The sequence below is a fragment of the Novosphingobium aeonii genome (assembly GCF_052279045.1).
GTDB lineage: Bacteria > Pseudomonadota > Alphaproteobacteria > Sphingomonadales > Sphingomonadaceae > Novosphingobium.
On the sequence record NZ_CP176833.1, the window covers coordinates 70,573 to 92,659 of the forward strand.

Genomic DNA, 22,087 nt, shown 5'->3' on the forward strand with positions numbered 1-22,087 from the left:
GCGGCGGCGCGAAAGCCATTGACGGTCCGCCCGCGCCGCGCAACGTTGATTTATCGGCAGATCTGGCTTCGATTCAGGGGGATATGATGGGGGCAATGGGTTCGGTGAAACGTGCGGCGGCGATCGCATGCAGTGTGCTGGCGCTTGCCGCCGGCGCGTGTGGCAGCGCGGGCGCGAAGGATATCGTCATCCATGCCGGCCGCTTCATCGACGGCACCGGCGCGGCCGCGCGCCAGAACGTGTCGATCCTGATTACCGATGAGCGCATCACCGCGATCCAGCCCGGCTTCGTCACGCCGCAAGGCGCCGAAGTGGTGGACCTTTCCGGCAAGACGGTCCTGCCCGGCCTCATCGATACGCATGATCACATCACGGCGGGGTGGCATTCCGGCGATCCGATCCGCAACAGCGTGACCCGCAGCGCTTTCGAGGATGCGATCGAGGCCACGGTCTTTACCCGCGACACCCTGCTGGCCGGGTTCACCTCGGTGCGCGATTGCGGGGCCGATACCCAGGTGGTCGTCGCGCTCAGGAAGTCGATCGAGGGCGGAGTGGTTCCCGGTCCGCGCATGTGGGTTGCGGGCACTCCGCTCGGCCCGACCGGCGGCCACGGCGATGCGGTGAACGGCCTGCGGGTGGAATTCGCCGATATTCCCCATGTCAGCGACAATGTGGTCGATAGCCCCGAATCCGCCCGGCTGGCGGTGCGGCGCCTGAAGCGCGAAGGCGTGGACCTTATCAAGATCATGCCGTCTGGCGGGGTCATGTCCATCGGCGACGATCCCCGGCACCAGCTGATGACGGACGAGGAGATCAAGGCGGTGATCGACACCGCCCACGCGCTGGGGATGAAGGTGGCTGCCCACGCCCATGGCAAGGAGGCGATCGACCATACCATCGAGCTGGGCGTGGATTCGATCGAGCATGGCTCCTACGCCGATGCGGCAAGCTACAAGCTGTTCAAGCAGCACGGGACCTATCTCGTGCCGACGATGCTGGTCGGCGAGCGGGTCTACCAGCGCGCGAAGGAGCATCCCGAGCAGCTCAACCCCTCCACCGCGGAAAAAGCGCTCGCCATTGCGCCGCTGCTGCGCCGCAACCTGCACGATGCCTATGCCGCGGGCGTGAAGATCGCCTTCGGCACGGATACCTTCGGCCTTTCCCGGCACGGCGAGAATGCGCAGGAATTCGCGCTGCTGGTAAACGCGGGGATGACCCCGATGGACGCGATCAAGACGGCGACCGGGAATGCCGCCGACCTTCTGGGCAGCACCGATGTCGGCACGCTGCAGGTTGGCCGCTATGCCGACGTCATCGCCGTGGACGGCGATCCGCTGGCCGACGTCAAGGTGCTGGAAAACGTCGGCTTCGTGATGAAGGGCGGCGCGATCGTCAAATCGGCGGGAAAGCCCCTGATCTGAGGGCTTCCGTTTCGGGAACCGGGGCAGGTCGCCGGGCGGACACGCCGAACCCGGCGATCACCGCGTAGCACAGCGCGGGGAGAACCAGCGCCATGCCCAGGTTGCCGCCGGTCAGGTCTGCCAGCGCCCCGGTGGCGAGCGGCACCAGCGCGCCGCCGCAGATCGCCACGTTGATGATGCCCGAACCGTCCGCCGCGCGGGCGCCCAGCTTCTCGCAGGCGAGGCTGAAGATCGTGGGGAACATGATCGAGTTCATCAGGCCCACGGCCAGCAGCGCATAGCCCGAGACGGTGCCGGTGCTCGCCACCGAAAGCGCGAGCAGGGCGATGGCCGTGAAGGCATTGACGGCAAGCACCCGTCCGGGATCGAGGACGCGCAGGACGGCAGAGCCGATGAAGCGCCCCAGCATCGCACCGCCCCAGTAAAGCCCGATCAGCTTGCCGGCGGACTGTTCCGGCAGGGCCATGACGTGGTCCTGCATGAGGTAGCTGACGATCAGCGACCCGATGGAGACTTCGGCGCCGACGTAAAGGAAGATGCACAGTGTGCCGAAGCGGAAACGCGGGCGCTTCAGCAGGTCGAACCCGGCGAATCCTGCATGGTCGCCGTGCTGCTGCGGCGGCAGGCGGTTGCGGAAGGCCCAGACGGCGGCGATGACGAGCGCGAGCGCGCCGGCAATGGCAAGATAGCCGTGGACGATCGCCTGGCTTTCGGCGCGGCGATAGGCATCGAGCGCGGCGCCGGAAAGGTCGTGCGCCGAAACGGCGGCAAGGCTGCCCAGGATCAGCACGGCGCCGGCGATCGGGAAGATGGTGGTGCCCAGCGAATTGAAGGCCTGCGCGAAGGTCAGGCGCGAACTGGTCGTTTCCGGCTTGCCCAGCAGGCTGATGAGCGGGTTGGCCACCACCTGGACGATCACCACGCCCGCCGCGAGCACGAAGTAGGCGGCGAGGAACAGCCAGTAGGTGGCGGTCTGCGATGCCGGAATGAAGGCCAGGCAGCCCACGATCATGATCGCCAGCCCGGCCGCTGCCCCGCGCATGTAGCCGATCCCGCGTACCAGCATCGCGCCGGGAATGCCGATCACCGCATAGGCCGTGAAGAAGCAGAACTGCACCAGCATCGCTTCGGTGTAGCTGAGCGTGAACAGCTCCTTCAGCTTGGGAATGATGACGTCGTTCAGGCTGGTTATGCCGCCGAAGATGAAGAACAGCGCCATGACGAAATAGCGCAGCTCCGGCGCGTCGACATGACCGCCGGGGGCTTCCTCGCTCGGTTCGGAACTTGTGATCGCTGACGTGAAGGCCATGATTTTTGCTCGACTCGCGCTGCCGGGCGCGTTCCACGCGCCAATTCAGGGATGAAGGGTGGGGACGCGCGGGCGTCCGGGGCGATGGTTCAGCCCGAGCCGGTGTCGGCTGCCGTGGTGAGCACCGCGATATCTCCCATGTCGTTCTTATTGGTTTGTCATCCCGGGTGCGATCGATTCGCCTTTCGGCGAAAGGGCCGCACCCGGGATTCCAGCGCTGTCGGCTTTGGAGGAGATGACAACGTTGTACCGGATGATTAGCGCGCAATGCGCGATCGATCAAGGCAATCCTGCAGGGAGGCATTCACGCCGCGATTATGCGACGATCCCGGAGAACGGCCGGGAATTTCCGTAAAACCATTCTCAACCGCAATCTTGTGTGGCAAGGCCTGCAAATGACCAGCATTCGTGACGTTGCTGCCGCGGCAGGCGTATCCATCAAGACCGTGTCCCGCGTTGTCAACAAAGCGCCGAATGTGAGCGAGGATCTGCGCACGCGGGTGACCGAAGCGATCGACCGGCTCGGCTACAGGCCGAATCAGTCGGCACGCCGCCTGGCCGGGGGGCGCTCGTTCATGCTGGCCTTCCTCTACAACAACCCCACCCCCGGCTACACTTCCGCAATCCAGGTGGGCGCGGCAAACCGCTGCCGCGAACTGGGCTACCATCTCGTTGTCGAACCGATGCCGCTGTCCGGTGACGAGCGCTTCGAGATACTCGACCGGCTGGTGGCGGCGCTTCGGCCCGACGGCGTATTCGTGGCCCCGCCGCTGTCGGACGACAGGGCGTTGCTGCAAAGGCTTTCGGAACTCGACTTGCCCTGTGCGCGGCTGGCAGGATCGCTGGTGACGGAGAGCTTCAACATTCCCACACCGGAGCGGGCGGCGGGGCGGATGATCGCCGATCACCTGATCGAACTGGGGCACCGCCGGATCGGCGTGATCGCGCCGCCGGCGGACCACCGCGCGGCGCTCGCCCGGGTCGAGGGTTTCCGGGACGGGCTGGAAGCAGCGGGCATCCCGGCCGGGGACGTCCGGTTCGTGCCGGGCAGCTTCGATTTCGATTCCGGCCTTCGCGCCGGGGAACAATTGCTCGCCGGCGAAGCGCCGCCCACCGCGATCTTCGCCACGAACGACGCCATGGCGCTGGGCGTGCTCACATATGCGCATCGCACCGGGCTGAGCGTGCCGGATGACGTGTCGATCGTCGGCTTTGACGATACGTCCGCCAGCGCCACCACCTGGCCGCCGCTCACCACGATCCGTCAGCCGCTGGAGGAGATGGGGCGCGCCGTCGTGGATGCGCTGGTCGGCGCGCCGGACGAAGCGCCCGTGTTCCGGTTCGAGCTGGTCCGGCGCGAAAGCAGCGGGCCGGCCCCCACTGGCTGACGATCTAGTGTAGCTTCAGGCGGGGGCGGACGATGCGGTTGACGTGGCTGACCGCGATCAGCGCCGAACCCTTGATCCAGCCATGGATCGCCAGCAGGTGCATCCGGTACAGCGATAGGTAGATGAACCGGGCGAGCCGCCCTTCCACCGCCATGCGGCCGCCCACCAGATTGCCCATGAGCGTGCCCACGGTCGAGAACCGGCTCAGCGACACCAGCGAACCATGGTCCTTGTAGACGAAATCGACGAGCGGCTTGCCTTCCATCGCGCGTTTGAGGTTCGCGAAGGCGGCGTCCGCCATCTGGTGCGCCGCCTGCGCGCGCGGCGGGATCGGCCGGTCGCGGCCCGGCAGGATGCAGGAGGCGCAGTCGCCGATGGCGAAAATCCTGTCGTCAGTGGCGCTTTGCAGGGTGGGGCGGACCACGATCTGGCCCGATCTGGCAAGTTCCAGCCCGCCAAGGCCCTCGGCGATGGGCTGGGCCTTCACGCCCGCCGCCCAGACCTGAAGGTCGGCGTCAATCCGCTCTCCCGAGCGCGTGACCATTCCTTCGGCGGTGGATTCGACGATGGGCGTATCGACAAGGACGCGCACCCCCAGCGTTTCCAGTTCCTGATGCGCGGCTCCGGCCAGTCGGTCCGGCAATTGCGGCAGGATGCGGGGACCGGCTTCGACGAGAGTCACGTCAAGGCGGCCCCGGTCGAACACTTCCAGCCCGTAATATCCCAGTGCATCGGCGGCGTTGAACAGTTCAGCGGCCAGTTCCACCCCGGTTGCTCCGCCGCCGACGATCGCCACCTTGACCCGCGCATCGCTGGCCGGATCGGCGGTCATCGCGCGCGAGACGCGCAGGCACTGGTCCAGCAGCTTGTCGCGGAAACGGTCGGCCTGCGCGCGGCTGTCGAGGAAAGTGCAGTTCTCGGCAACACCGGGCGTGCCGAAGTCGTTGGTGACGGAGCCGAAGGCCAGCACCAGGTAATCGTAGCGGATCGAATGCGGGGCAAGCACTTCGCGCCCTTTTTCGTCCTGCACCGCGGCAAGGTGGACGCGGCGGTTCGTGCGGTCGATCCCCGAGAGCGTGCCGTAGAAATAGCGATAGCCCCAGCGGTGGCAGTGGCTGCGATAGCCCACCTCGTCGAGATTGGCGTCAAGCGAGCCGGTCGCCACCTCATGGAGCAGCGGTTTCCAGATATGCGTCCGGTTGCGGTCCACCAGGATGATGTCGTGGCGCTTGCGGCCGTAACGGGCGCCGAGCTTGGCGGCGAGTTCCAGTCCGGCGGCACCGCCGCCGACGATCACGATCTGGGTCTTGCTCGGGAGCAGGGGGCATTCCTTCCGCGCAGGTGTTGCCCCGCTCCTATGGCACAGCGGCGCACGCCCTAGAAGTCCTTCCGCAGGCCCGCGAACTCAGGCGTAGCGATAGGGGCCGCCCGCCGCCAGCGCGGCCTGATAGGCGGGGCGCGCATGGATCTTCTCCAGCCAGGCCGTCGTTGCCGGGCGCGAGGCGTCCAGTCCGGCCCGGTCGCGCGCGGCCTCCAGCGGGAAGCTCATCATCACGTCGGCGGCGGTGAAGGCATCGCCGGCGAACCAGGGGCGGGAGGCGAGTTCGCTTTCCACGAAATCGAGGTGGACGTCGATCATCGGCTGGACCTTCTTCTGCGCGAAGCCGCCGACCACCGGGATCATGCCGAGCACCAGCTTGATGAGCAGCGGCGGCATGAGCGAGCCTTCGGCATAGTGCAGGTAATAGCGATAGCGCAGCGCGGCCTCCCGTGCCTCCGGCGCACTTGCGCCTTGTGCCTCCGGCACAGCCCCGATTTGTGCCTCCGGCACACCCAGCCTCCCGTCCGCCTTCCCGACGAGGTATTCGATGATCGCGCCGGTTTCGGCGATGGTGAGAGGCCCGTCCCCGGCATCCTCGTCGACGATGACCGGCGATTTGCCGAGCGGGTGCACCGCGCGCAGTTCCGGCGGGGCGAGCATCGTCGCCTTGTCGCGCGCGTAATGCACCACGCGGTAGGGCAGGCCGAGTTCCTCCAGCAGCCAGAGGATGCGCTGCGAGCGTGAATTCTCCAGATGGTGGACTGCGATCATCGGTCTTTCCTCCAGCGGGCGCCGGGTCATGAGGCGCCGCGATCATAACGCGGGCGGTGCAACAAGGTGCCGCGCCGCCCGGTGGCCGGCATTTACCGCCATGGCGGGCCAACCTGCCGGGCGCCCCATTGACGGTGGCGCCGGACGGTATAGAGCTTGGTGGAACAATTGGAGTCACGTCCCGCAAAGTGGGTATCCCAGGGGATGAGTCTCTCCGGAAAGACGGGAACTATGACACCTCGCGACGATAAACCCGAAGTCGAGGTCAAGGGCACGCAGACGCTGATGCGCGCGCTCGACATCATGGACGAAGTGATCGGCGGACCGATCCGCGCCGCCGACCTCGCCCGCAAGCTGGGCATGAGCAAGACCACCGCACACCGGCTGGTGCAGGCGCTGAAATCGCGCGGCTATCTCTCCGTCACGAACGACGGGTTCGGCCTTGGCCCCAAGCTGCTCGAACTGGGCGTGATGGCCACCGAGCAGATCGACTATGTGCGCGTGGCCCGCCCCTTCATGGAAAAGCTTTCGGAAGAGACCGGCTTCTGCGTCTTCGTGGGCAAGCGCGAGGGAGACTGGTCCCGGCACCTTGACCGTGTGACCGGCCGCCAGCGCCTGCGCGTGGCCACCGCGCCGGGCGATCGCCGCCCCATCGCCGAAACCGGCCTGGGCAAGGCGTTGCTGCTGGATGAGGATGAAAAGATCTGGGAAGACCTCTACCGCGACGCCAATGGCGGCAAGGTCCCGGCGAAGGCGGTGAAGGAATACGTCGCCCTGATGCGCGAGCACAAGGCGCGCGGCTATGTGCTCCATGACAGCGAACTGGGTGACGGCGTGCGCTCGATCGCGGTGCCGATCCGCGACGCGCGGCGCCAGATCTGCATCGCGATCTCGATCGCCAGCGCGGCCCACTACCTCACGGACGACATCGTCGACGATCTCGTCGCCGCCATCGTCGCCACTGCGGGACAGATCGGCGCAGCGGTGGGCTATCGCGCGCCGCGCGGATAGGGCGCTGGCCCCAGGTCGTAAGCTTTTCAAGCACCGGCGGGTTTGCCGACTTCGCTGCCGCATTCATCGTGCCGGACCAGCGAATTGCGGCCCCAGAGCTGGTCGTAGCGCCAGCCCGACAGGTCCTCCACCACGGCCTGCGCCTCGGGGCTGGTCGGCGTGCGGGCGCCCGAGCGCAAGTGTTCGATCTCGTGCATCAGCACGGCGTGAGTTGCGGGCGAAAGCCGGAAGCGCAGCGAGACGATCACCCCGAAGACCAGCATTCCCACGGTCCCCAGCCCGAGCAGCACCGCGATGGTGCGGATCGCGCCGTCGGACTGCTGCGCCGCGCCGGAAACGAAGCCGCCGGCCTGCATCACGAAGCCCACGCCCGCCACCGCGGCCGCCTGCGTGGCCTTGCGCACGAAAGTCATGACGCCTGCGAAGCTGCCTTCGCGGCGGGTGCCGGTGACGATCTCGTCCACGTCGGCCATGTAGTTGTAGGTTGCCCAGGGGATGTAGTTGAGCGCGCCGCGCCCCAGCCCTGCCAGTCCGATCGACAGCCAGATCGTATGGCTCGTTGCCGTGATGCCCATGGCCCACAGCCCGATCAGGGTGAGCGCGCCCGCGCCGAAGCTGGCGGCGGCGATCTGGTAGGCCCGGCTGGGAGAGGCGCGCAGGGCCATGTTGATGGCGATGATGACGGCGACGAACTGCACGATGTACATGGTGCCGAGCAGGCCGGAGGCGATCGCGGTGGTGCCTGCCAGCGCGAAGATCACGAAGAAGGTGAAGGCGGCGTTGAACACGTCCTGGCTGATGTAGCCACCCAGGTACATGCCCAGATGCAGGCGGAAGGCGCGGATGCGCATGGTGGAGAACAGGTTGCGGTAAAGCGCCTTCAGCGCGTCCAGCGGGCTGGCCGAATGGCGCTGTTCGGCGGGGAGGGGGACACCGCCCGGCATGTGACGTTCCCAGCTGAACAGATAGAGCATCGCCGCCGTCACCATGAACAGTGCGGCGAAGATCAGGCCCATGTAGAAGAACGTGTCCGCACTGTCCCGGCCCAGCGCCTCGATCAGCCAGAGCGGCAGGAAACCGGCGAGGATCGCCGCGGCCTGTCCGAACAGGATGCGCCAGCCCGCGAACTTCGCCTTGGTGCGGTAGTCGCTCGACATCTCCGCGGCGAGGGTCTCGAACGGGATGATCTCCATCGCGTAGACCAGTTCGAACAGCACGTAACTGACGAGGTAGTACCAGAAGCTCTGGCCCGGCAGCCACATCAGGCCGAAACTGGGCAGGAGCGGGATCGCGGCGAGGATGAAGAAACGCCGCCGCCCGAAACGGCGGCCCAGCGCGGTCGTGCCGAAGTGGTCGGAGATATAGCCGATCATCGGCGATGCAAAGGCATCGAGCACGCGCGCCACGGCGAAGATGGTGGCAGCCTGCCCCGCCGAAAGCCCGCAGAATTGCGTGTAGAAAATGAGCACCCAGCCCGAGATGACCGCCATCGACCCGGCCCCGAGCACGTCGTTGGAGCCATAGGCGAGGTAGTTTCGGAGGCGCACGGGACGCACGGCCGTATCAGGGCTCTGGGGCACTACAGGATCCTTCACCGTCTTGTTCTTCGCGCGGTTCGCCTTCGTGGGCGGACCGATTGGTTTCGACTATTAAGTCGGAGTAATTGTCTTGTCAGCAGGTATGAAACGAATGGCCTCGATCTTCACGGCGGGATCGCCGGCTTCGAGCGAAACCTCATGGCGACCCGCGCCGAGCGTTGGGGCGAGCGGCATGGCGATGCGGTTGTCGAGCACGGCCATGGCCCAGTCCCGGTCGCCGGTGCGGCGCGGAATTTCGAGGGTCTGCGCCGCGCCGTCGATGCGGACGGTGAGACGCAGCACGTCTCCGTTGTCGGACGGATAGGCGGGCAGCAGGTCGATCACGGCGCGCCAGTTTCCGGCAGGCAGGGTGACGGATGCGCGCGCCGGGGCGGAAGGCGAACCGGCGGCGAGAAGCGCGCCGTTACGCCCGAGGCCGTCAATCAGCCGCCAGCCTTTTGCGCGGGTGAATGCGTCCGGCCGCAAGAGCGGGAGAGGCGCGGCGGGGGAGGGGGCCGGGCGCCCGGCATCATCCCCATCGGGTATCGAGGCCGCGGCGGGCACTACCGGCAGGCTCTGGCGGAAGCTGCGCCATTGGCCGTCGGCGGGCTCGACCGCCATGATCCCGCGCCATTTCCCGCCGGCGACCTCGCGGTTGTAGCGGCGGGTCAGCGCGGTGAGGGTCTCCTGCGCCTCTGCCGCGATCCGCGCGCGGCGCCAGCTTTCGGCCGGGTCGGCATCGCGCAGGGCATCGTGGGCCTCGGCAGCGAAGAAGCGGCGATTGGCGGCGGCCGAGGCGGAGAGCGGATAGTCCAGCAGTTCGAAGAAAGCGTCCGCGCGGGCCGGGGGAATCAGCGGGCGAAGCGCGGCCACTCGCCGCTCCATCGCCGCGAACCCGGCAAGGCGCTCGTCCGCCTCGGCAATGGTCAGCGGGCTGGCATGGGGCTTTTCTCCCGGCAGGTACCATTGCAGATGTTCGGGGCGGCGCGCGAAGTTGAGCCGGTAATAATCGCCCAGCAGCGCCGCCGCCTGCTTGCCGGTGCCATTGCCAAGCGCATCTTGGGCCCATTGTCCCACCCATGTCTCGATCGGCTGGGCGCGTGTCCCTTCGATGTCCCAGGCAAGGCTCAGGAAATAGTCGATCTGGAGTTCGGCGGGCTTGATGTCTCCCGCGTTGGCGATCCACATCCGGCGCGCGCCCATGTCCCAGGCACGTCCCATCTCCTCGCGGATCAGCGCGGGCGGCGTCGTCGACAGCCAGAGGTAGGAGAGCGGCGCGCCAAGGTAGGAGAGGTGGTAGTAGATGCCGTTGCCGCCCGCGCGCGCCCGTTCGGGGGCATCGGGGAAATGGCGGATGTAGCCGAAGTTGTCGTCCGTCCACATCAGGGTCACGTCGTCCGGCACTTTCAGCCCGGCGCGGTAGATGCCCAGAACTTCCTTGTAGGGCGTGAAGACCTGCGGCGCGCCGGCGAGGCCGGCCCGGCCCAGCATGTCCCGCTGGTCGGCGAAGACCTGTTCGAGGGTGCGGCGGCGCTCCTCGTCGGTGTTCGGGCCGATCATGCCGCTGTCGTGAATGCCGCGCAGGCCCAGCGTCCAGATCGTTTCGTAGGCGGCATGGCCGCGCACCCGCTCGCGCCAGTATTCGCCGATGGCGGCGCGATGGGTCAGGTAGTTGAAATCCTCCGCCCTGCCGGTCCATTCGCTCACGTTGTTGCGAAGCATGGGCTCGGCGTGGCTGGTGCCCATGACCACGCCGTAGCGTTCGGCCAGCGCGGCATTGGCGGGATCGGCGTTGAAGGCGCGGCTGGCCTTGTGCATCGCGGGCCAGAGCGTGTTGGCCCTGAGCCGCAGCAGCAGGTCGAAGACTTTCTCGTAAGTCCCGGGGCCCGGCGCGGGCTCGCCGGGGAAGGCACCCTGAGCCCAGGGCACGAGGCCCCAGTCCTCGTCATTGATGAAGATGCCGCGATACTGCACCGAAGGCGGGCCGAAACGGCGGGTTCCGGCGGCAACGAAAAGGCCATCGTGATGTTCGGGCGGCACGTCCGCCCACCAGTGCCACGGCGATACGCCGATGGCGCGGGACAGTTCGTAAGCGCCATAGGCGGTGCCGCGCCGGTCGCTGCCCACGATCACCAGCGCCTGCCGGATGCCGGGCGCGGGATCGGACAGGGGCACGATCAGGAAGCTTTCCCAGGCGCCCTTCAGCTTCGCCGCGTCGATCCTGCCGCTGGAAACCAGCCGGTCGATGGCAGGATTGCGGCCCAGCGTGCCGATCCAGACTTGCGCGCCGGACGCGGCCATATCCGCCTTGCTCGCGGGCTGGCCGGTCACTGCCGCAAGGTCCGCGCGCAGCCCTTCGGCGGCGATGCGGACGAGTTCGTGATCCTGCGGCGCGGTGACGATCCGCGCCGTCCGGCCGTTTTGCGCGAGCGCAAAATCGCCTCGGGAATAGGCAAAGCGCACCAGTTCCGGCGTTTCCGCCCTTACCGGCGCGCCGACCAGCATGGTCGCAGCCAGGGCAAGGGCGGAAACGCCGCGCATCGTCAGATGTAGGTCCGCAGGAACTCGGCCAGAGCGCAGATCGCCAGGCTCTGACCGTACGGCATGGAGGTGAGGGCGATGTCCTTGTAGAACTGCAGGCTGTCGCCCATCGCCGTGCCGAAGCTGACCTGCTGAAGCTCGCCGGCATCGTCGATATTGGCCAGCACGCCGCGCACCGCCTTGATGCCCACCGCCTCGTATTCGCGCGGGAGGTAACCCTTGCGGACGGCCTTCAGGATGCCATAGGCGAAGCCCGCCGTGGCGGAGGCTTCGAGGTAACTGGTGGGATCGTCGATCAGCGTGTGCCACAGGCCGGTGTCGCCATCCTGCGTGGCGGCCAGGGTGCGGACCTGCGCGGCCAGCGTGTCGATCAGGAACGAGCGGAAAGCATCGCCCGGTTCGAGATCGAGCAGTTCGATGATCTCGGGAATGGCGATCGTCACCCAGCAGTTGCCGCGCGCCCAGAGCGCCTCGGCAAAGTTGTGGCGTCCGTTGAAGTCCCATCCGTGGAACCACAGGCCGGTCTTGCGATCTGCCAGATACTTGATGTGGACGAGGAACTGGCGCTTGGCTTCCTCGATATAGTGCGGGCGGTCCAGCAGCAGGCCGATCTTGGCCAGCGGCAGCACGCTCATCATCAGCGTGTCGTCCCACAGTTCGCCGGGGTTCTCATCGTTGTAGACGATGTGCTGGAAGCCGCCTTCCTCGGTCTTGGGCAGTCCGTCCGGCGCCATCAGCCATTCGGCCCAGGTATCGAGATAGGGGATGTAGCTGGGATCGCCGTCCAGTTCGTAAAGGTAGGCGAGGGTGATGAAGGGCGCCACCGTGTTGATGTTCTTGGTGGGCGTGCCTTCGGCGAAGCGGTCCTCGAACCACTGGCGGATGATGTTCAGCGCGGTCTCATCGCCGGTCTGCTCGAAATAGCGCCACATGCCGAACAGGCCGACGCCGTGGGTCCATTCCCAACCGGCCCAGCCCTTGGTGTCGATCACGCGGCCATCTTCGAGGCGGAGCAGGAATTCGCCGGTCTCGTCCTTGATATGGACGAGGTTGTGCATCAGCTTGCCGATGGCGTCGGTGATATTCGCGCGCGGAATATCGTGCGTTAGCGCGGCCAATTAAGGTCTCCTGGTCATGGTTCTGGTGGCGCTCGCGGAGCGCCGGATAAGGGGCTGGCGGCTCATTTGAGCTCTGCCGGTGTCTGGGGGGCGGGCACCGTCTTCACGGCAATGCCGCCGCGCGCGTTGTGCAGGGTGACAAGTTTTACCGCCTCCAGCGCATCGCCGGGGGCGCCGTCGCTCGTCACGGCCAGCGCCACGTGGTTGGTGCCGTGGTGGCTGAGGATACCCTCGGGGATGGGGAACACGCGCTGCGGGCCGACATGGGCGATGAACTGGCCCATGTTCCAGCCGTTGACGAAGATCAGAACGCGGTATTTCGCGGCCGAGCGCGGGGTTTCGGTATCGCCGAAGGCCAGCGCGATGGTGGCGTCCTGCCCCTTGGGCACGGCCAGGTCGAAGGTGGTGCGATACCATGTCGTGCCGGGATTGGCGCTGCTTGCCGGAACTTGCGCGGCAGACCACCGGCTGTCGTCGAACAGCGGCAGGTGCCAGCCCATGCGCTCGCCATGGAGACCGCCGTTGTTGGCGGGGCCGCGCACGGGGTCGGCCAAGTCCTCGCCGCCGCGCTGGCCCTGGATCTTCCACGCGATCGGCACCGCGAAGCTGCGCCCGCCGGGCTGCGAGATCGACGCGGAGATCAGCCCGCGCGCTTCCTTGTGGAAGTCGTCGGAATCGAGGTCCCAGTTATGGCCGTTGTTGCGCACCATCACCGAAAGCACATGGCTTCCGTCCGCCTGCGCTTCGGGCGGCAGGTCCAAGGTGACGGTGCCGGTGGTGATCGGGCGGGGGAGGCCACTCGGCGTCTCGGCCTCGCCGATGAACTTGCCGTCCAGCCAGGCCTGCACCAGCCCAGAGCCGCCGGCGCCGTAGAACAGCGAGACGGTTTTCGCCCCGGCATTGCCCTCGAACTTGCCGCGATACCAGACGTCGCCCTCGTGGAAGCCATAGGCATCCATCGCCATGTTCGGCTGGCCGTCAGGGCGCTGGGTGATGGTCGCATTGGGACGATTACCGCCCACGGCCTGCCAACCGCTGTCGTCGAATTTCGGATCGGCCTCCGGCGAACCCTTGGCCATGCGCCAGCCGGTGAGGGCGGGAAGCACGACGGGGACAGGGCCGGGCAAGGGCGCGGTGGAGGAGATGCTGCCAACGGCAGATGCCTTGGCAGGGACACGGGCGCCATTCCATGACAGCGCGCGAACGGCACCGGGCGCCCAGACTTCGAGATTGCCCTCTTCGCCGGTGTCGCCGGTCAGCGCCAGCGCGCCGGATTTGAGCGACGCGTGACGGACCAGCTGCGGACCGCGAACGAGAACGGGTCCGGCAGCGGTGTCGGCGCGGGTGTAGCGGGTGGCTTCGGCCTCGCCGGCAAGGATCAGGATCAGGTCGCCGCGCCCGCCGCCGGTCAGGCGCAGCACGGTGCGGCCTGCCTGACCACTGGCGTGCGTGTAGGTGACTTTCAGGTCGCCCTTGGTGTCGTTGAAGGCGGTTTCTGCCGCGCCTTCCAGAACCGTGATTTTGGGGGCCGAGGCATAGCGCAGCACGGTCTCGCCCGGCTCCCCGGCACGGCCGTAGAGCAGCAGGAGATCGGCGGTTCCCGCCTTCGATGCCGATTGCAGTTCGGAGGTCGAATAGACCAGCCGCTGCCCGCCAAGGTTCACACCCGCGACCAGCCACTTGGCATCGAAGCCATTGAGACGTATCGGAAAAGTATATCGCCCGTCGGGCAGGGCGGCGGTGACGGTGAAGCTGTCGTCGGTCTGCCCGTTCGACGGCTTGTGCGCCACCAGCAGGAAGCGCGCGTCGGTCTCCGGGCTCTTGTTGTGGTAGATCTGGATGTTGGGCGAAGAGGCCTCAGGCGCGCCCGCCGGGATCATGCCCGCAAGGTCCGGGACGGAGGCGATGAGCCCGCCCAGCTGCTTCATCTCCAGCGCCTTTTCGCGCAGGTTCCGCGCCTCGGAAATGGCGGCGCCATAGTCGTAGCTGGTGAACACCACCGGGGCCGGAAGCCAGCCCCAGCTGGTGCCGCCATAGGTCATGTAGAAGCTCTGGATGCCGATGCCGTTGGCCAGATTGGTGCCGTAGAACACCCGCTGGAATCGCTTGCCCCGCTGCACCGCGTTGCATTCGTAGCCGCCGTTGGAACCCCAGTAATCGAACCAGCCGCCGCCGAATTCGGCCAGGAATCCGGGCGTTTTCGGCGAAGCGGAGGCGCCACCCTTGGCGCCGCCGGGGCCGTAGAAGCCCCAGTCCGGCGCAGCCACGCTGCGCGTCGGCTTGCCTTCCACGGTGCAGGTGCCGCCGGGGTAACCGTCGAACGCATACATGTCGTTGGGGCCGTGGACGACTTTGTCGACGGGCGAGCCTTCCGGCACCCAGTAGCCGTTGCGGCCCTGATCGTTGTGGAAGATCGGTACGGTAATGCCGTCGGCACGCGCCTTGGCATAGAGGTGGTCCATGTAGCGGCGCTGCGCGGGGGTGGTCAGCGCCAGTTCGTTCTCGATCTGGTGGAGGATCACCGATCCCTTATGACCTTTGCCATCGCCGTTGATCTGGTGGCGGGCAATGATCGCGTTGATCTGCGTCAGCCACTCGTCGGCTGCGGCGAGATACTCCGGATCGTCGGTGCGGGCGCGGGCCTTCTGGTTGACCAGCCAGCCCGGAAAACCGCCGCGCGACAGTTCCGCGTTCACATAAGGCCCGGCGCGGGTCATCACCCACAGGCCCTCTTCCTCAGCCATCGTCAGCAGGCGGTCGAGGTCGCGAATTCCGCTGAAATCGTAGACGCCCTGCCTGGGCGAGTGGTAGCCCCAGTCGAAATAGAGCGCGACGGTGTTGAACCCGCTGGCCTTCATCTTCTGCAGCACGTCCCGCCAGAGGTCGGGGCTGGGCAGTCGGAAGGGGTGAAACTCGCCCGACCAGATCACTTGCCGCTTGCCGTCGATCATCAGCGATCGCGCATCGAACGAGACGCGGCCGAAGGTCCGGGCCGGGGCGGAAAGGTCGGCGGTCTGCTTCGCGTCCTGTGCCGATGCGGCCGAGGGCGAGGCAATCGGAACGGCGGAAAGCAGCAGGGCGGTGAGGAAAGCGCGCTTCATCGGCTCAATCCATATGGAACATGAGCGGGAGCGAGCGCTCGACCGGGCGGTTGCCAGGCTCCACTTCCATCAGCGGCGCCATATAGTCCCACCAGCGGCGCATCACCGGGTGGTCGGGCAGGGCTTCGCGGCTATTGTCCGGCAGGACGCGCAGCACGGCGAAGAGGGCAAGGCTGTCCTCGTCCAGGAAGATCGAATAGTCACGGATGCCTGCCTCGGTCAGCAGCGCGGAGAGTTCCGGCCAGATCGCGTCGTGACGGCGGCGGTATTCCTCAACCGTGCCGGGCTTCAACTGCATCCTGAAGGCGTGGATCGACCCCGTCCCAGTATCCAGCACTCCATTCTCCCATTTGTTCCATTATGTGGATATCAATGCCGTTATTTGGTAACTGCTCCGCACGCGTCCGTCAATCGCCATTCTGCCGGAGGAGTGTGTTCGAAAAGCGCGGAAATGCCACGTTTTCGAGCCGGATCGGCGCGCGGACGTCCTTCAGGATCGTTTCGGCGTGGAACTTGTCGACAGTCAGGCGTTCCACATGGCGGACCCAGAGCGCCCATGCCGGGAGCACCCCGAACATGCTGGGTTCGGGGTAGGCCCCTGCAAGTTCAGGCACTTGCCGGACGGGTGCGGGCGCAGAATCGCGTCTTTTTCCGGCCTCGCCGTAAACGAGGTGGATGTCGCGCATCTCGATCGATTCGATAGGGTGTCCGGCAAGGCCCGCGAAAGTTGCAGGAAAGCGCGGGTCGATTCCCCTTGCGTCGATCTCCGATATGACCACGCGGCGCACCGCGCCCACGCCGGTGCCGTCCGGCCCGCGCCGCCGGTCTCCCAGTCTCACGAAAAGGGGGGCGGTGGTCACGTCCCGCATGGTGAGACGGCTTGCGACGACGTTCTCCATCACCCCGCCGTCCACGGTCTCCAGCGCGAGGCCCCGGCAGCGGGTGAAAGTGCAGTCCTGAACCACGACATTGCGATAACCGCCGTTGCTTTCCGTGCCGAGCTTGATCCTACCGGTAACGCGATCGCGGTCGGGCGCGATGTGCTGCGCGGTTCCATGGGTGCCGTCCAGCATCGTACCCATGTCATAGCCGGAGACGGCGCAGTCGCGGATCAACACGTTTTCGGCGGGGAGCGGTTCGCTCAGCGCCAGGCTGGACTTCACGACGATGCCGTCGTCATTGGGCGAATTGACCTTGCAGCCACGCACAAGGGTGTCTTTCACGCAGTCCAGGTCGATGCCGTCCCGGTCCGTGTCGATGGTGAGGCTTTCGATCAGCAAGGCGCTGGTGCCGGTGGCGAGAATGGCGAAGTGCCCGCCTTTCAGCACGGTGAAGCCGGACAACCGGATATTGCGCCCCCGTTTCAGCGCAATGGCCTTGTTGCCGAGCCCCTGCATCGCCGCCACGGCGGGTTCGAGGTCGGCGATATCCCTTTCGCTCATGCCCTGCATCGAAAGCGGCCGCTCGCCGGTCTGCGCTTTCCAGCGTGCGCCGGGCCCATCGCGGGTGAGACCAAGCCCATGGATCAGGCCGGGGCCTTCAATGGCCATGTCCTCAATGTCTTCGCCCCAGATCAGGCTGTTGCGCCAGTGGCTATGGCCAAAGTCCTGGTAGAGGCCGGGGGCAGGTTCGGGCAGATCGTAGCTGCCGCCATGAAGCGCGGGGTCGGCGGCCACGATCGTGGCGCCCTGTTCGAACACGATCCTGATGCGGCTTTGCAGGCGGATCGAGAAACAGAGATAGCGGCCCGCCGGAACCAGCACCGTGCCGCCTCGGCGTGCGGCCTCGGCGATTGCGGCATTGAAGGCCGGACTGTCGATGGCCGTCCCGTCGCCCTTTGCGCCGAAATGGCGCACGTCGAAGCGGCCTTCAGCCCCGAGTGCGGCCCGGGGCATCAGCGGCGTCAGTGCTCCTGCCATGCAGAGGCCGGAGAACATGCGACGGGGAAGGTCCATCGGCTCAACTCCCTTCCGGCTTGCTTTCCTCGAGCGAGATGCTCGGCGCGATCGGCAAGGCTTCGGGCAGAGGCGGATGCGCGGGATCGAAGTTCCCCGGCACGACATTGGGCGCCAGTTCGGGGATCTTCTCGCGCACCTGCCGGGCGATGGCGGCGGCGAAGAGCCAGGCGCCGTAGTTGTTGTTGTGCGTCCTGTCCTTGCCATTATCGGCGAAAGCGCGGGGCGAGATGTCCGGGCCGAGCGCCTGCATGATCGCGATGCTGTCCCGGTTGAGATCGATCAGCGGCACGTTCTCTTCCGCCGCAACCTTGCGCACTGCCGCGGCATAGGCGCCGAGCGTGTCCTTGATCCTGCCGGCATCGTCGAAATTGCGCCGCTCGGGCGAAGTCACCAGCACCGGATGAACGCCTCTGCGGCGGACTTCGGCGATATAGCTGCGCAAATAGGAAGGGTAAGTCAGTTCGGGATCGAGATAGGTCATCGGCCACTCGGCCTTCTGGTCGTTGTGGCCGAACTGGATGAACAGCCAGTCGCCTTCCTGCATCTGGGTCAGGAGCTTGGAGAAACGGAGTTGGGCGATGAACGACTTCAGAGTCGCGCCCGACTTGGCGTGATTGGCAACGGCAACGCGATCGTCCAGCATCGCGGGCAGCATCTGGCCCCAACTCGTGAAGGGCTCGGTGTACTGGTCGGCCACGGTCGAATCGCCGGCGAGGAACAGGCGCGGGGCCTTGGCGGGCTCGATGTGGATCGCCGAGACGCGGGGCTGGCCGAGGAACTCGAATGTCAGCTTGTCATCCCAGCTGAAACTGGCGAGGTCGCGCTCGTCCAGCAGCACGGTCTGGCCGAACCGGGGGGCGCCGGCAGGCTGGGCCGGGAGACGTGCGTTGCGCACATCGACAAGAAAGCTACGTGTTACCGTCTGCCCGCGCCGGGTTGCGACGTCGCGCAGGACCAGGCGGCGGCTTTCGGTCTTCACGGTGGTGCGTCCGGCGCTGCGCCTGTCGCCCAGGGTCAGGGTGACCCGGTACAAGCCCTCGGGCAGCGCCACCGAGTAGAGAAATTCACCCGATTCATCGCGCCGCTCCACCCCGGATCCGCCGGCGCGGTATACCGGCATCTGCTCGGGCGACCTGCCGCCGAGGTCGATGTCTATCGTGGGACTGGCCGCCACGCTCGCGGTCAGGACTAGGGCGAGAGCCGGACTCAAGGGCATTGGGATGATCCTCTCCTGGGTTTCCGGCTGCATCGATTATCAGCGGAATATCCCACATGGCGATTTATTACGGCATATATCGGGATGAAGGAGAGTCAATCGCGGCGAGCGCTGCTATTTGGCCGCGTCTTGCGATGAAATGCACCGCTGCTGCGTGGAATCGCCGGCCGCCCATCGGATCGGTAGCGATTTTGACTGGAACTGAGCGAAAATGTCGTATAATGTAAAACTCAATCCCACATAGTGGGTAATGTTCGAAACAAGAACAAAAATTGGGAGTGAGGAAATGGGAAGGGCTTTCTCGAAATCCGTCATGCGCAGCCGCGTCTCCGCGCCGGCGCTGGTTGCGGCATTTCTTGTCACGCTGCCGCTTTCGGCCTTTGCGCAGGACGGTGCGGCCGCTGCCGGGCAGGACACCTCCCGGGCCAGCGATTCCCCCAGCACTTCGGAAATCATCGTCACCGGTTTTCGCGCCTCGCTGAATGCGGCATTGGCCGACAAGCGCGTGGAAACGGCCGCGATCGACACCATCAAGGCCGAAGACCTCGGCAAGTTCCCCGATTCCAACCTTGCGGAGTCGATGCAGCGAATTCCCGGCGTGGCACTTCAGCGCGGTGACGGCGGCGAAGGCAAGAACATCTCCGTGCGCGGCCTCGGCGCCGATTTCACCCGCGTGCGGATCAACGGCATGGAAGCTGCCGCGCAGACCGGCGGTTCGGATATCTACGGCGCAGGCAACAACGGGCGCAGCTTCGACTTCAACGTGTTCCCGACAGAAATCTTCTCGGCGCTGACCGTGCGCAAAACTCCTTCGGCCGATATCGAGGAGGGGTCGCTCGGCGCCACGGTGGATCTCAGCGCTCCGAGGCCGATGGACCAGGCCAAGGATTTCGTGTTTTCCGCCACGGCTCGCGGCGTGTGGAACGAACTGTCGAAGAAGGTCGATCCACGCGCATCGGCGCTCGTTTCCAAGCAATTCGGGGACAGCGGCTTCGGCATTCTCGGCTCGCTCGCCTACCAGAAGCGCCACACGCGCGAAGTGGGCTATTCGGCGGTGGACATCCTTTCGGCCAACCAGAACGGCATGTTCTGCTCACCCGTCGGCTTCACGCCGCAAAGCCCGGCAAACAGCGCGACGACCGGGGCCGATGCCGCCAACTGCTCCACAGGCAATCCACGCACAAGCGATCCCGCTGCCTATCAGACCGTCTATGATGCCCGGCGCGACGATATGCCGAACACCCCCGGCAGCGGCGCGTTCTTCCCGCGTATTCCGCGCTACCTGAACTCGCAGCAGACGCAGGAGCGCATCGGCGGCACGCTGACCCTGCAGTACAAGCCCGACGACGACACCGACATCTCGCTCGACATGCTCTATTCGCGCTTCAACGTCACGCGGGACGACAACTACATCGAGGCGATCTCGTTCGGCCGTTCCGCGTCGAACCAGGGCTATCCGATGATGTCGCTCAAAGACGTGCAACTCTCGGACCTGGGCTCGGTCGAATATGCCCTGCTCGATGGCGTGGACGTTCGCTCGGAAGGTCTTCATTCGAAATATTCGACGACCTTCAAGCAGATGAATCTCAACTTCATGCACCGCTTCACCGACAGGCTGACGGTCGATGCCAGATTTGGCCTCAACCGTTCGGTCTGGAAGGACAAGGTCCGCATGCAGTACTTCATGGATGCGCTGGACACCGACAATTTCTCGATCGACTATACCGGAGGCGGGCGCACGCCGGTGCTGGGCTTCGGCTTCGACGTGTCCGACCCGAACAACTTCCTCTATGGTCCCACACCGGGCGCGGGTGTCGTCACCGGCGGGTTCAGTCTTCAGGGCAAGCCTGGCACCAATACCACCAACGGCCTGATGGCCGAATGGAACGCCCATTACGAATTTTCCGACGCCTTCAAGCTTCATTTCGGAGGCCAGTACAGGTCCAGTGACTTCAAGCAGCGCCTGACGACTTACTATACGGCCGATACGCTGGTTCAGGCGCTGCCGGCCGGGGTTTCGCTTGCCGACCTGACGACCCAGATCACCGGGGTGGACAGTCTTTGGGGTCACGGCGCGCCGGCGAGCTGGGCGACGCTGGACTGGCAGAAGCTGGCCGATACCTACAATCTTTTCGACGCGCGCACCTGCACCGGCTGCGGCGAGATCAATCCCGCCGTCAGGGAGGAGGAGACCAGCGCCTTCGCGATGGGAACGTTCGACCTGACGGACGCCGTGGGCATCGGCCTGCGCGGCGACGTGGGCGTGCGATACATCCACACCTCGCAGCGCTCCTCGGGCTATCTCAACCTTTCGGACGCAACTTCGCCCACGGGCCTGTCCGGTCAGTATCGTTCCGCGACGCGCAGCTATGACGATTGGCTGCCATCCGCGAATATCGTGGTGGAGCCGGTCCAGAACCTGCTGCTGCGTTTCTCTGCCGCGAAGGTCATGTCCCGCCCGGCGTTGACCGTGCTGGCGCCTACGGTGACGATCAATGCCGTGACCCGGTCGGGCTCGCTGGGCAATCCCTACCTCAAGCCCATCCGCGCCAACACCTTCGATGCGGCCGTGGAATGGTACTTCCGCCCCGGATCGCTGATCTCGGCGGCCTTCTTCTACAAGGACATCAAGACCTACGTCCAGAACGTGAACTCGCTGATTCCATTCAACGAACTGGGCCTTCCGGTCGAACTGCTCACGGGCAGCAACACCACGCCGGACGAAGAATTCAACATCGCCACGCCCACCAACACGCCGGGCGGCAAGTTGAAGGGCATCGAACTGAACGCGCAGCTCCCGTTCAACTTCGTGTCCGGCTTCATCAGCCACTTCGGCGTTCTGGCGAACTACACGCACGTGATGTCGAAGATCAATTACTGCCTCGTCAGTTCCGAGGGCGTCTGCACCGAGACGACCAAGGACGATCTGGTCGGCCTGTCCAAGGATACGGCGTCGGGAACGCTCTATTGGGAAGACAGCAAGTTCTCGATCCGCGGCACCGTGAACTATCGCGGGCCGTTCATTCGCGGCATTCCTGCCTCGCCGGGCAGCGATCTGGTGGGCAACCGCTCGACCGTGTTCGTCGATGCCTCGGCTTCCTACAACATCTCGGACAGCATCAAGCTGATCGTCGAGGGCACCAACCTCACGGACGAGCAGAACAGCCTCTACACCGACAGCCAGCGGCAGGACACGCTGTTCCAGACCCGCGTCGGCCGGACGATTTCGGCAGGCGTGAATGTGAAATTCTGAATTTGACGACCTCGGCGGGGCCCTCCCACGCCGGAACTGAAGGCTCCCGGGTCCTCCACCCGGGAGCCGCTTTTTCAGGCCCTCTCTGTTCAGGATTCGTCT

14 protein-coding genes are annotated in these 22,087 nt (G+C 65.8%); 4 read left to right on the forward strand and 10 right to left on the reverse strand.

Annotated elements, in window-relative coordinates:
* Window positions 1-95 precede the first annotated feature (95 nt).
* A complete protein-coding gene (locus ACLIMP_RS16250) occupies window positions 96-1,421 on the forward strand; it encodes a metal-dependent hydrolase family protein (protein WP_185999205.1) in 1,326 nt (441 codons plus the stop codon).
* On the opposite strand, the gene ACLIMP_RS16255 is transcribed toward ACLIMP_RS16250, so the two are convergent.
* On the reverse strand, window positions 1,393-2,730 hold the full coding sequence (locus ACLIMP_RS16255) for a sugar MFS transporter (protein ID WP_185999204.1): 1,338 nt from the start codon (window positions 2,728-2,730) through the stop codon (window positions 1,393-1,395). The genes ACLIMP_RS16250 and ACLIMP_RS16255 overlap by 29 nt on opposite strands.
* A gap of 395 nt (window positions 2,731-3,125) precedes the next feature.
* Here ACLIMP_RS16255 and ACLIMP_RS16260 point away from each other — a divergent pair, with 395 nt between their 5' ends.
* Window positions 3,126-4,118, forward strand: coding sequence for a LacI family DNA-binding transcriptional regulator (locus ACLIMP_RS16260; RefSeq protein WP_185999203.1), 993 nt, complete (start codon window positions 3,126-3,128; stop codon window positions 4,116-4,118).
* Between the two features lie 4 nt (window positions 4,119-4,122).
* Here ACLIMP_RS16260 and ACLIMP_RS16265 read toward each other — a convergent pair whose 3' ends face one another.
* Window positions 4,123-5,439 carry an NAD(P)/FAD-dependent oxidoreductase gene (locus tag ACLIMP_RS16265; RefSeq protein WP_054436395.1) on the reverse strand — a complete coding sequence of 439 codons (1,317 nt, stop codon included), beginning with the start codon at window positions 5,437-5,439 and terminating at the stop codon, window positions 4,123-4,125.
* Window positions 5,440-5,523: 84 nt separating this feature from the next.
* A complete protein-coding gene (locus tag ACLIMP_RS16270) occupies window positions 5,524-6,210 on the reverse strand; it encodes a glutathione S-transferase family protein (protein WP_324699160.1) in 687 nt (228 codons plus the stop codon).
* A gap of 231 nt (window positions 6,211-6,441) precedes the next feature.
* On the opposite strand from ACLIMP_RS16270, the gene ACLIMP_RS16275 reads away from it, so the two are divergent.
* Window positions 6,442-7,221, forward strand: a complete 780-nt coding sequence (locus ACLIMP_RS16275) for an IclR family transcriptional regulator (protein ID WP_054436394.1) — start codon at window positions 6,442-6,444, stop codon at window positions 7,219-7,221.
* A gap of 26 nt (window positions 7,222-7,247) precedes the next feature.
* Here the strand turns inward: ACLIMP_RS16275 and ACLIMP_RS16280 are convergent, their stop codons facing one another.
* The 7 genes from ACLIMP_RS16280 to ACLIMP_RS16310 form a co-directional block, all read right to left on the reverse strand.
* Window positions 7,248-8,801: an MFS transporter gene (locus ACLIMP_RS16280; protein WP_132469594.1), complete on the reverse strand. Its 1,554-nt coding sequence runs from the start codon at window positions 8,799-8,801 to the stop codon at window positions 7,248-7,250.
* Window positions 8,802-8,870: 69 nt separating this feature from the next.
* Window positions 8,871-11,339 (reverse strand): glycosyl hydrolase 115 family protein, encoded by a 2,469-nt coding sequence (locus ACLIMP_RS16285; RefSeq protein WP_243692714.1) that lies wholly within the window; start codon window positions 11,337-11,339, stop codon window positions 8,871-8,873.
* Between the two features lie 2 nt (window positions 11,340-11,341).
* The gene (gene bglB, locus ACLIMP_RS16290) at window positions 11,342-12,457 is read right to left on the reverse strand and encodes a beta-galactosidase BglB (RefSeq protein WP_054436126.1); all 1,116 of its coding nucleotides are present in this window, start codon (window positions 12,455-12,457) and stop codon (window positions 11,342-11,344) included.
* Window positions 12,458-12,519: 62 nt separating this feature from the next.
* A complete protein-coding gene (locus ACLIMP_RS16295; RefSeq protein ID WP_324699159.1) occupies window positions 12,520-15,558 on the reverse strand; it encodes a glycoside hydrolase family 35 protein in 3,039 nt (1,012 codons plus the stop codon).
* A gap of 4 nt (window positions 15,559-15,562) precedes the next feature.
* On the reverse strand, window positions 15,563-15,856 hold the full coding sequence (locus ACLIMP_RS16300; RefSeq protein WP_054436129.1) for an L-rhamnose mutarotase: 294 nt from the start codon (window positions 15,854-15,856) through the stop codon (window positions 15,563-15,565).
* A gap of 109 nt (window positions 15,857-15,965) precedes the next feature.
* The gene (locus ACLIMP_RS16305; protein ID WP_443478549.1) at window positions 15,966-17,513 is read right to left on the reverse strand and encodes a rhamnogalacturonidase; all 1,548 of its coding nucleotides are present in this window, start codon (window positions 17,511-17,513) and stop codon (window positions 15,966-15,968) included.
* Between the two features lie 4 nt (window positions 17,514-17,517).
* Window positions 17,518-18,732 carry a rhamnogalacturonan acetylesterase gene (locus tag ACLIMP_RS16310; protein WP_324699158.1) on the reverse strand — a complete coding sequence of 405 codons (1,215 nt, stop codon included), beginning with the start codon at window positions 18,730-18,732 and terminating at the stop codon, window positions 17,518-17,520.
* 286 nt (window positions 18,733-19,018) lie between these two features.
* Here ACLIMP_RS16310 and ACLIMP_RS16315 point away from each other — a divergent pair, with 286 nt between their 5' ends.
* Complete coding sequence (locus ACLIMP_RS16315; protein WP_443478550.1) at window positions 19,019-21,985, forward strand: TonB-dependent receptor; 2,967 nt, start codon at window positions 19,019-19,021, stop codon at window positions 21,983-21,985.
* The last annotated feature ends 102 nt before the right edge of the window (window positions 21,986-22,087 follow it).

Coding starts and splice junctions, on each gene's coding strand:
- ACLIMP_RS16250 (WP_185999205.1), top strand. CDS start 96: ATGGGTTCGGTGAAACGTGCGGCGGCGATCGCATGCAGTGTGCTGGCG.
- ACLIMP_RS16255 (WP_185999204.1), bottom strand. CDS start 2,730: ATGGCCTTCACGTCAGCGATCACAAGTTCCGAACCGAGCGAGGAAGCC.
- ACLIMP_RS16260 (WP_185999203.1), top strand. CDS start 3,126: ATGACCAGCATTCGTGACGTTGCTGCCGCGGCAGGCGTATCCATCAAG.
- ACLIMP_RS16270 (WP_324699160.1), bottom strand. CDS start 6,210: ATGATCGCAGTCCACCATCTGGAGAATTCACGCTCGCAGCGCATCCTC.
- ACLIMP_RS16275 (WP_054436394.1), top strand. CDS start 6,442: ATGACACCTCGCGACGATAAACCCGAAGTCGAGGTCAAGGGCACGCAG.
- ACLIMP_RS16285 (WP_243692714.1), bottom strand. CDS start 11,339: ATGCGCGGCGTTTCCGCCCTTGCCCTGGCTGCGACCATGCTGGTCGGC.
- ACLIMP_RS16295 (WP_324699159.1), bottom strand. CDS start 15,558: ATGAAGCGCGCTTTCCTCACCGCCCTGCTGCTTTCCGCCGTTCCGATT.
- ACLIMP_RS16300 (WP_054436129.1), bottom strand. CDS start 15,856: ATGCAGTTGAAGCCCGGCACGGTTGAGGAATACCGCCGCCGTCACGAC.
- ACLIMP_RS16305 (WP_443478549.1), bottom strand. CDS start 17,513: ATGGACCTTCCCCGTCGCATGTTCTCCGGCCTCTGCATGGCAGGAGCA.
- ACLIMP_RS16310 (WP_324699158.1), bottom strand. CDS start 18,732: ATGCCCTTGAGTCCGGCTCTCGCCCTAGTCCTGACCGCGAGCGTGGCG.
- ACLIMP_RS16315 (WP_443478550.1), top strand. CDS start 19,019: ATGGGAAGGGCTTTCTCGAAATCCGTCATGCGCAGCCGCGTCTCCGCG.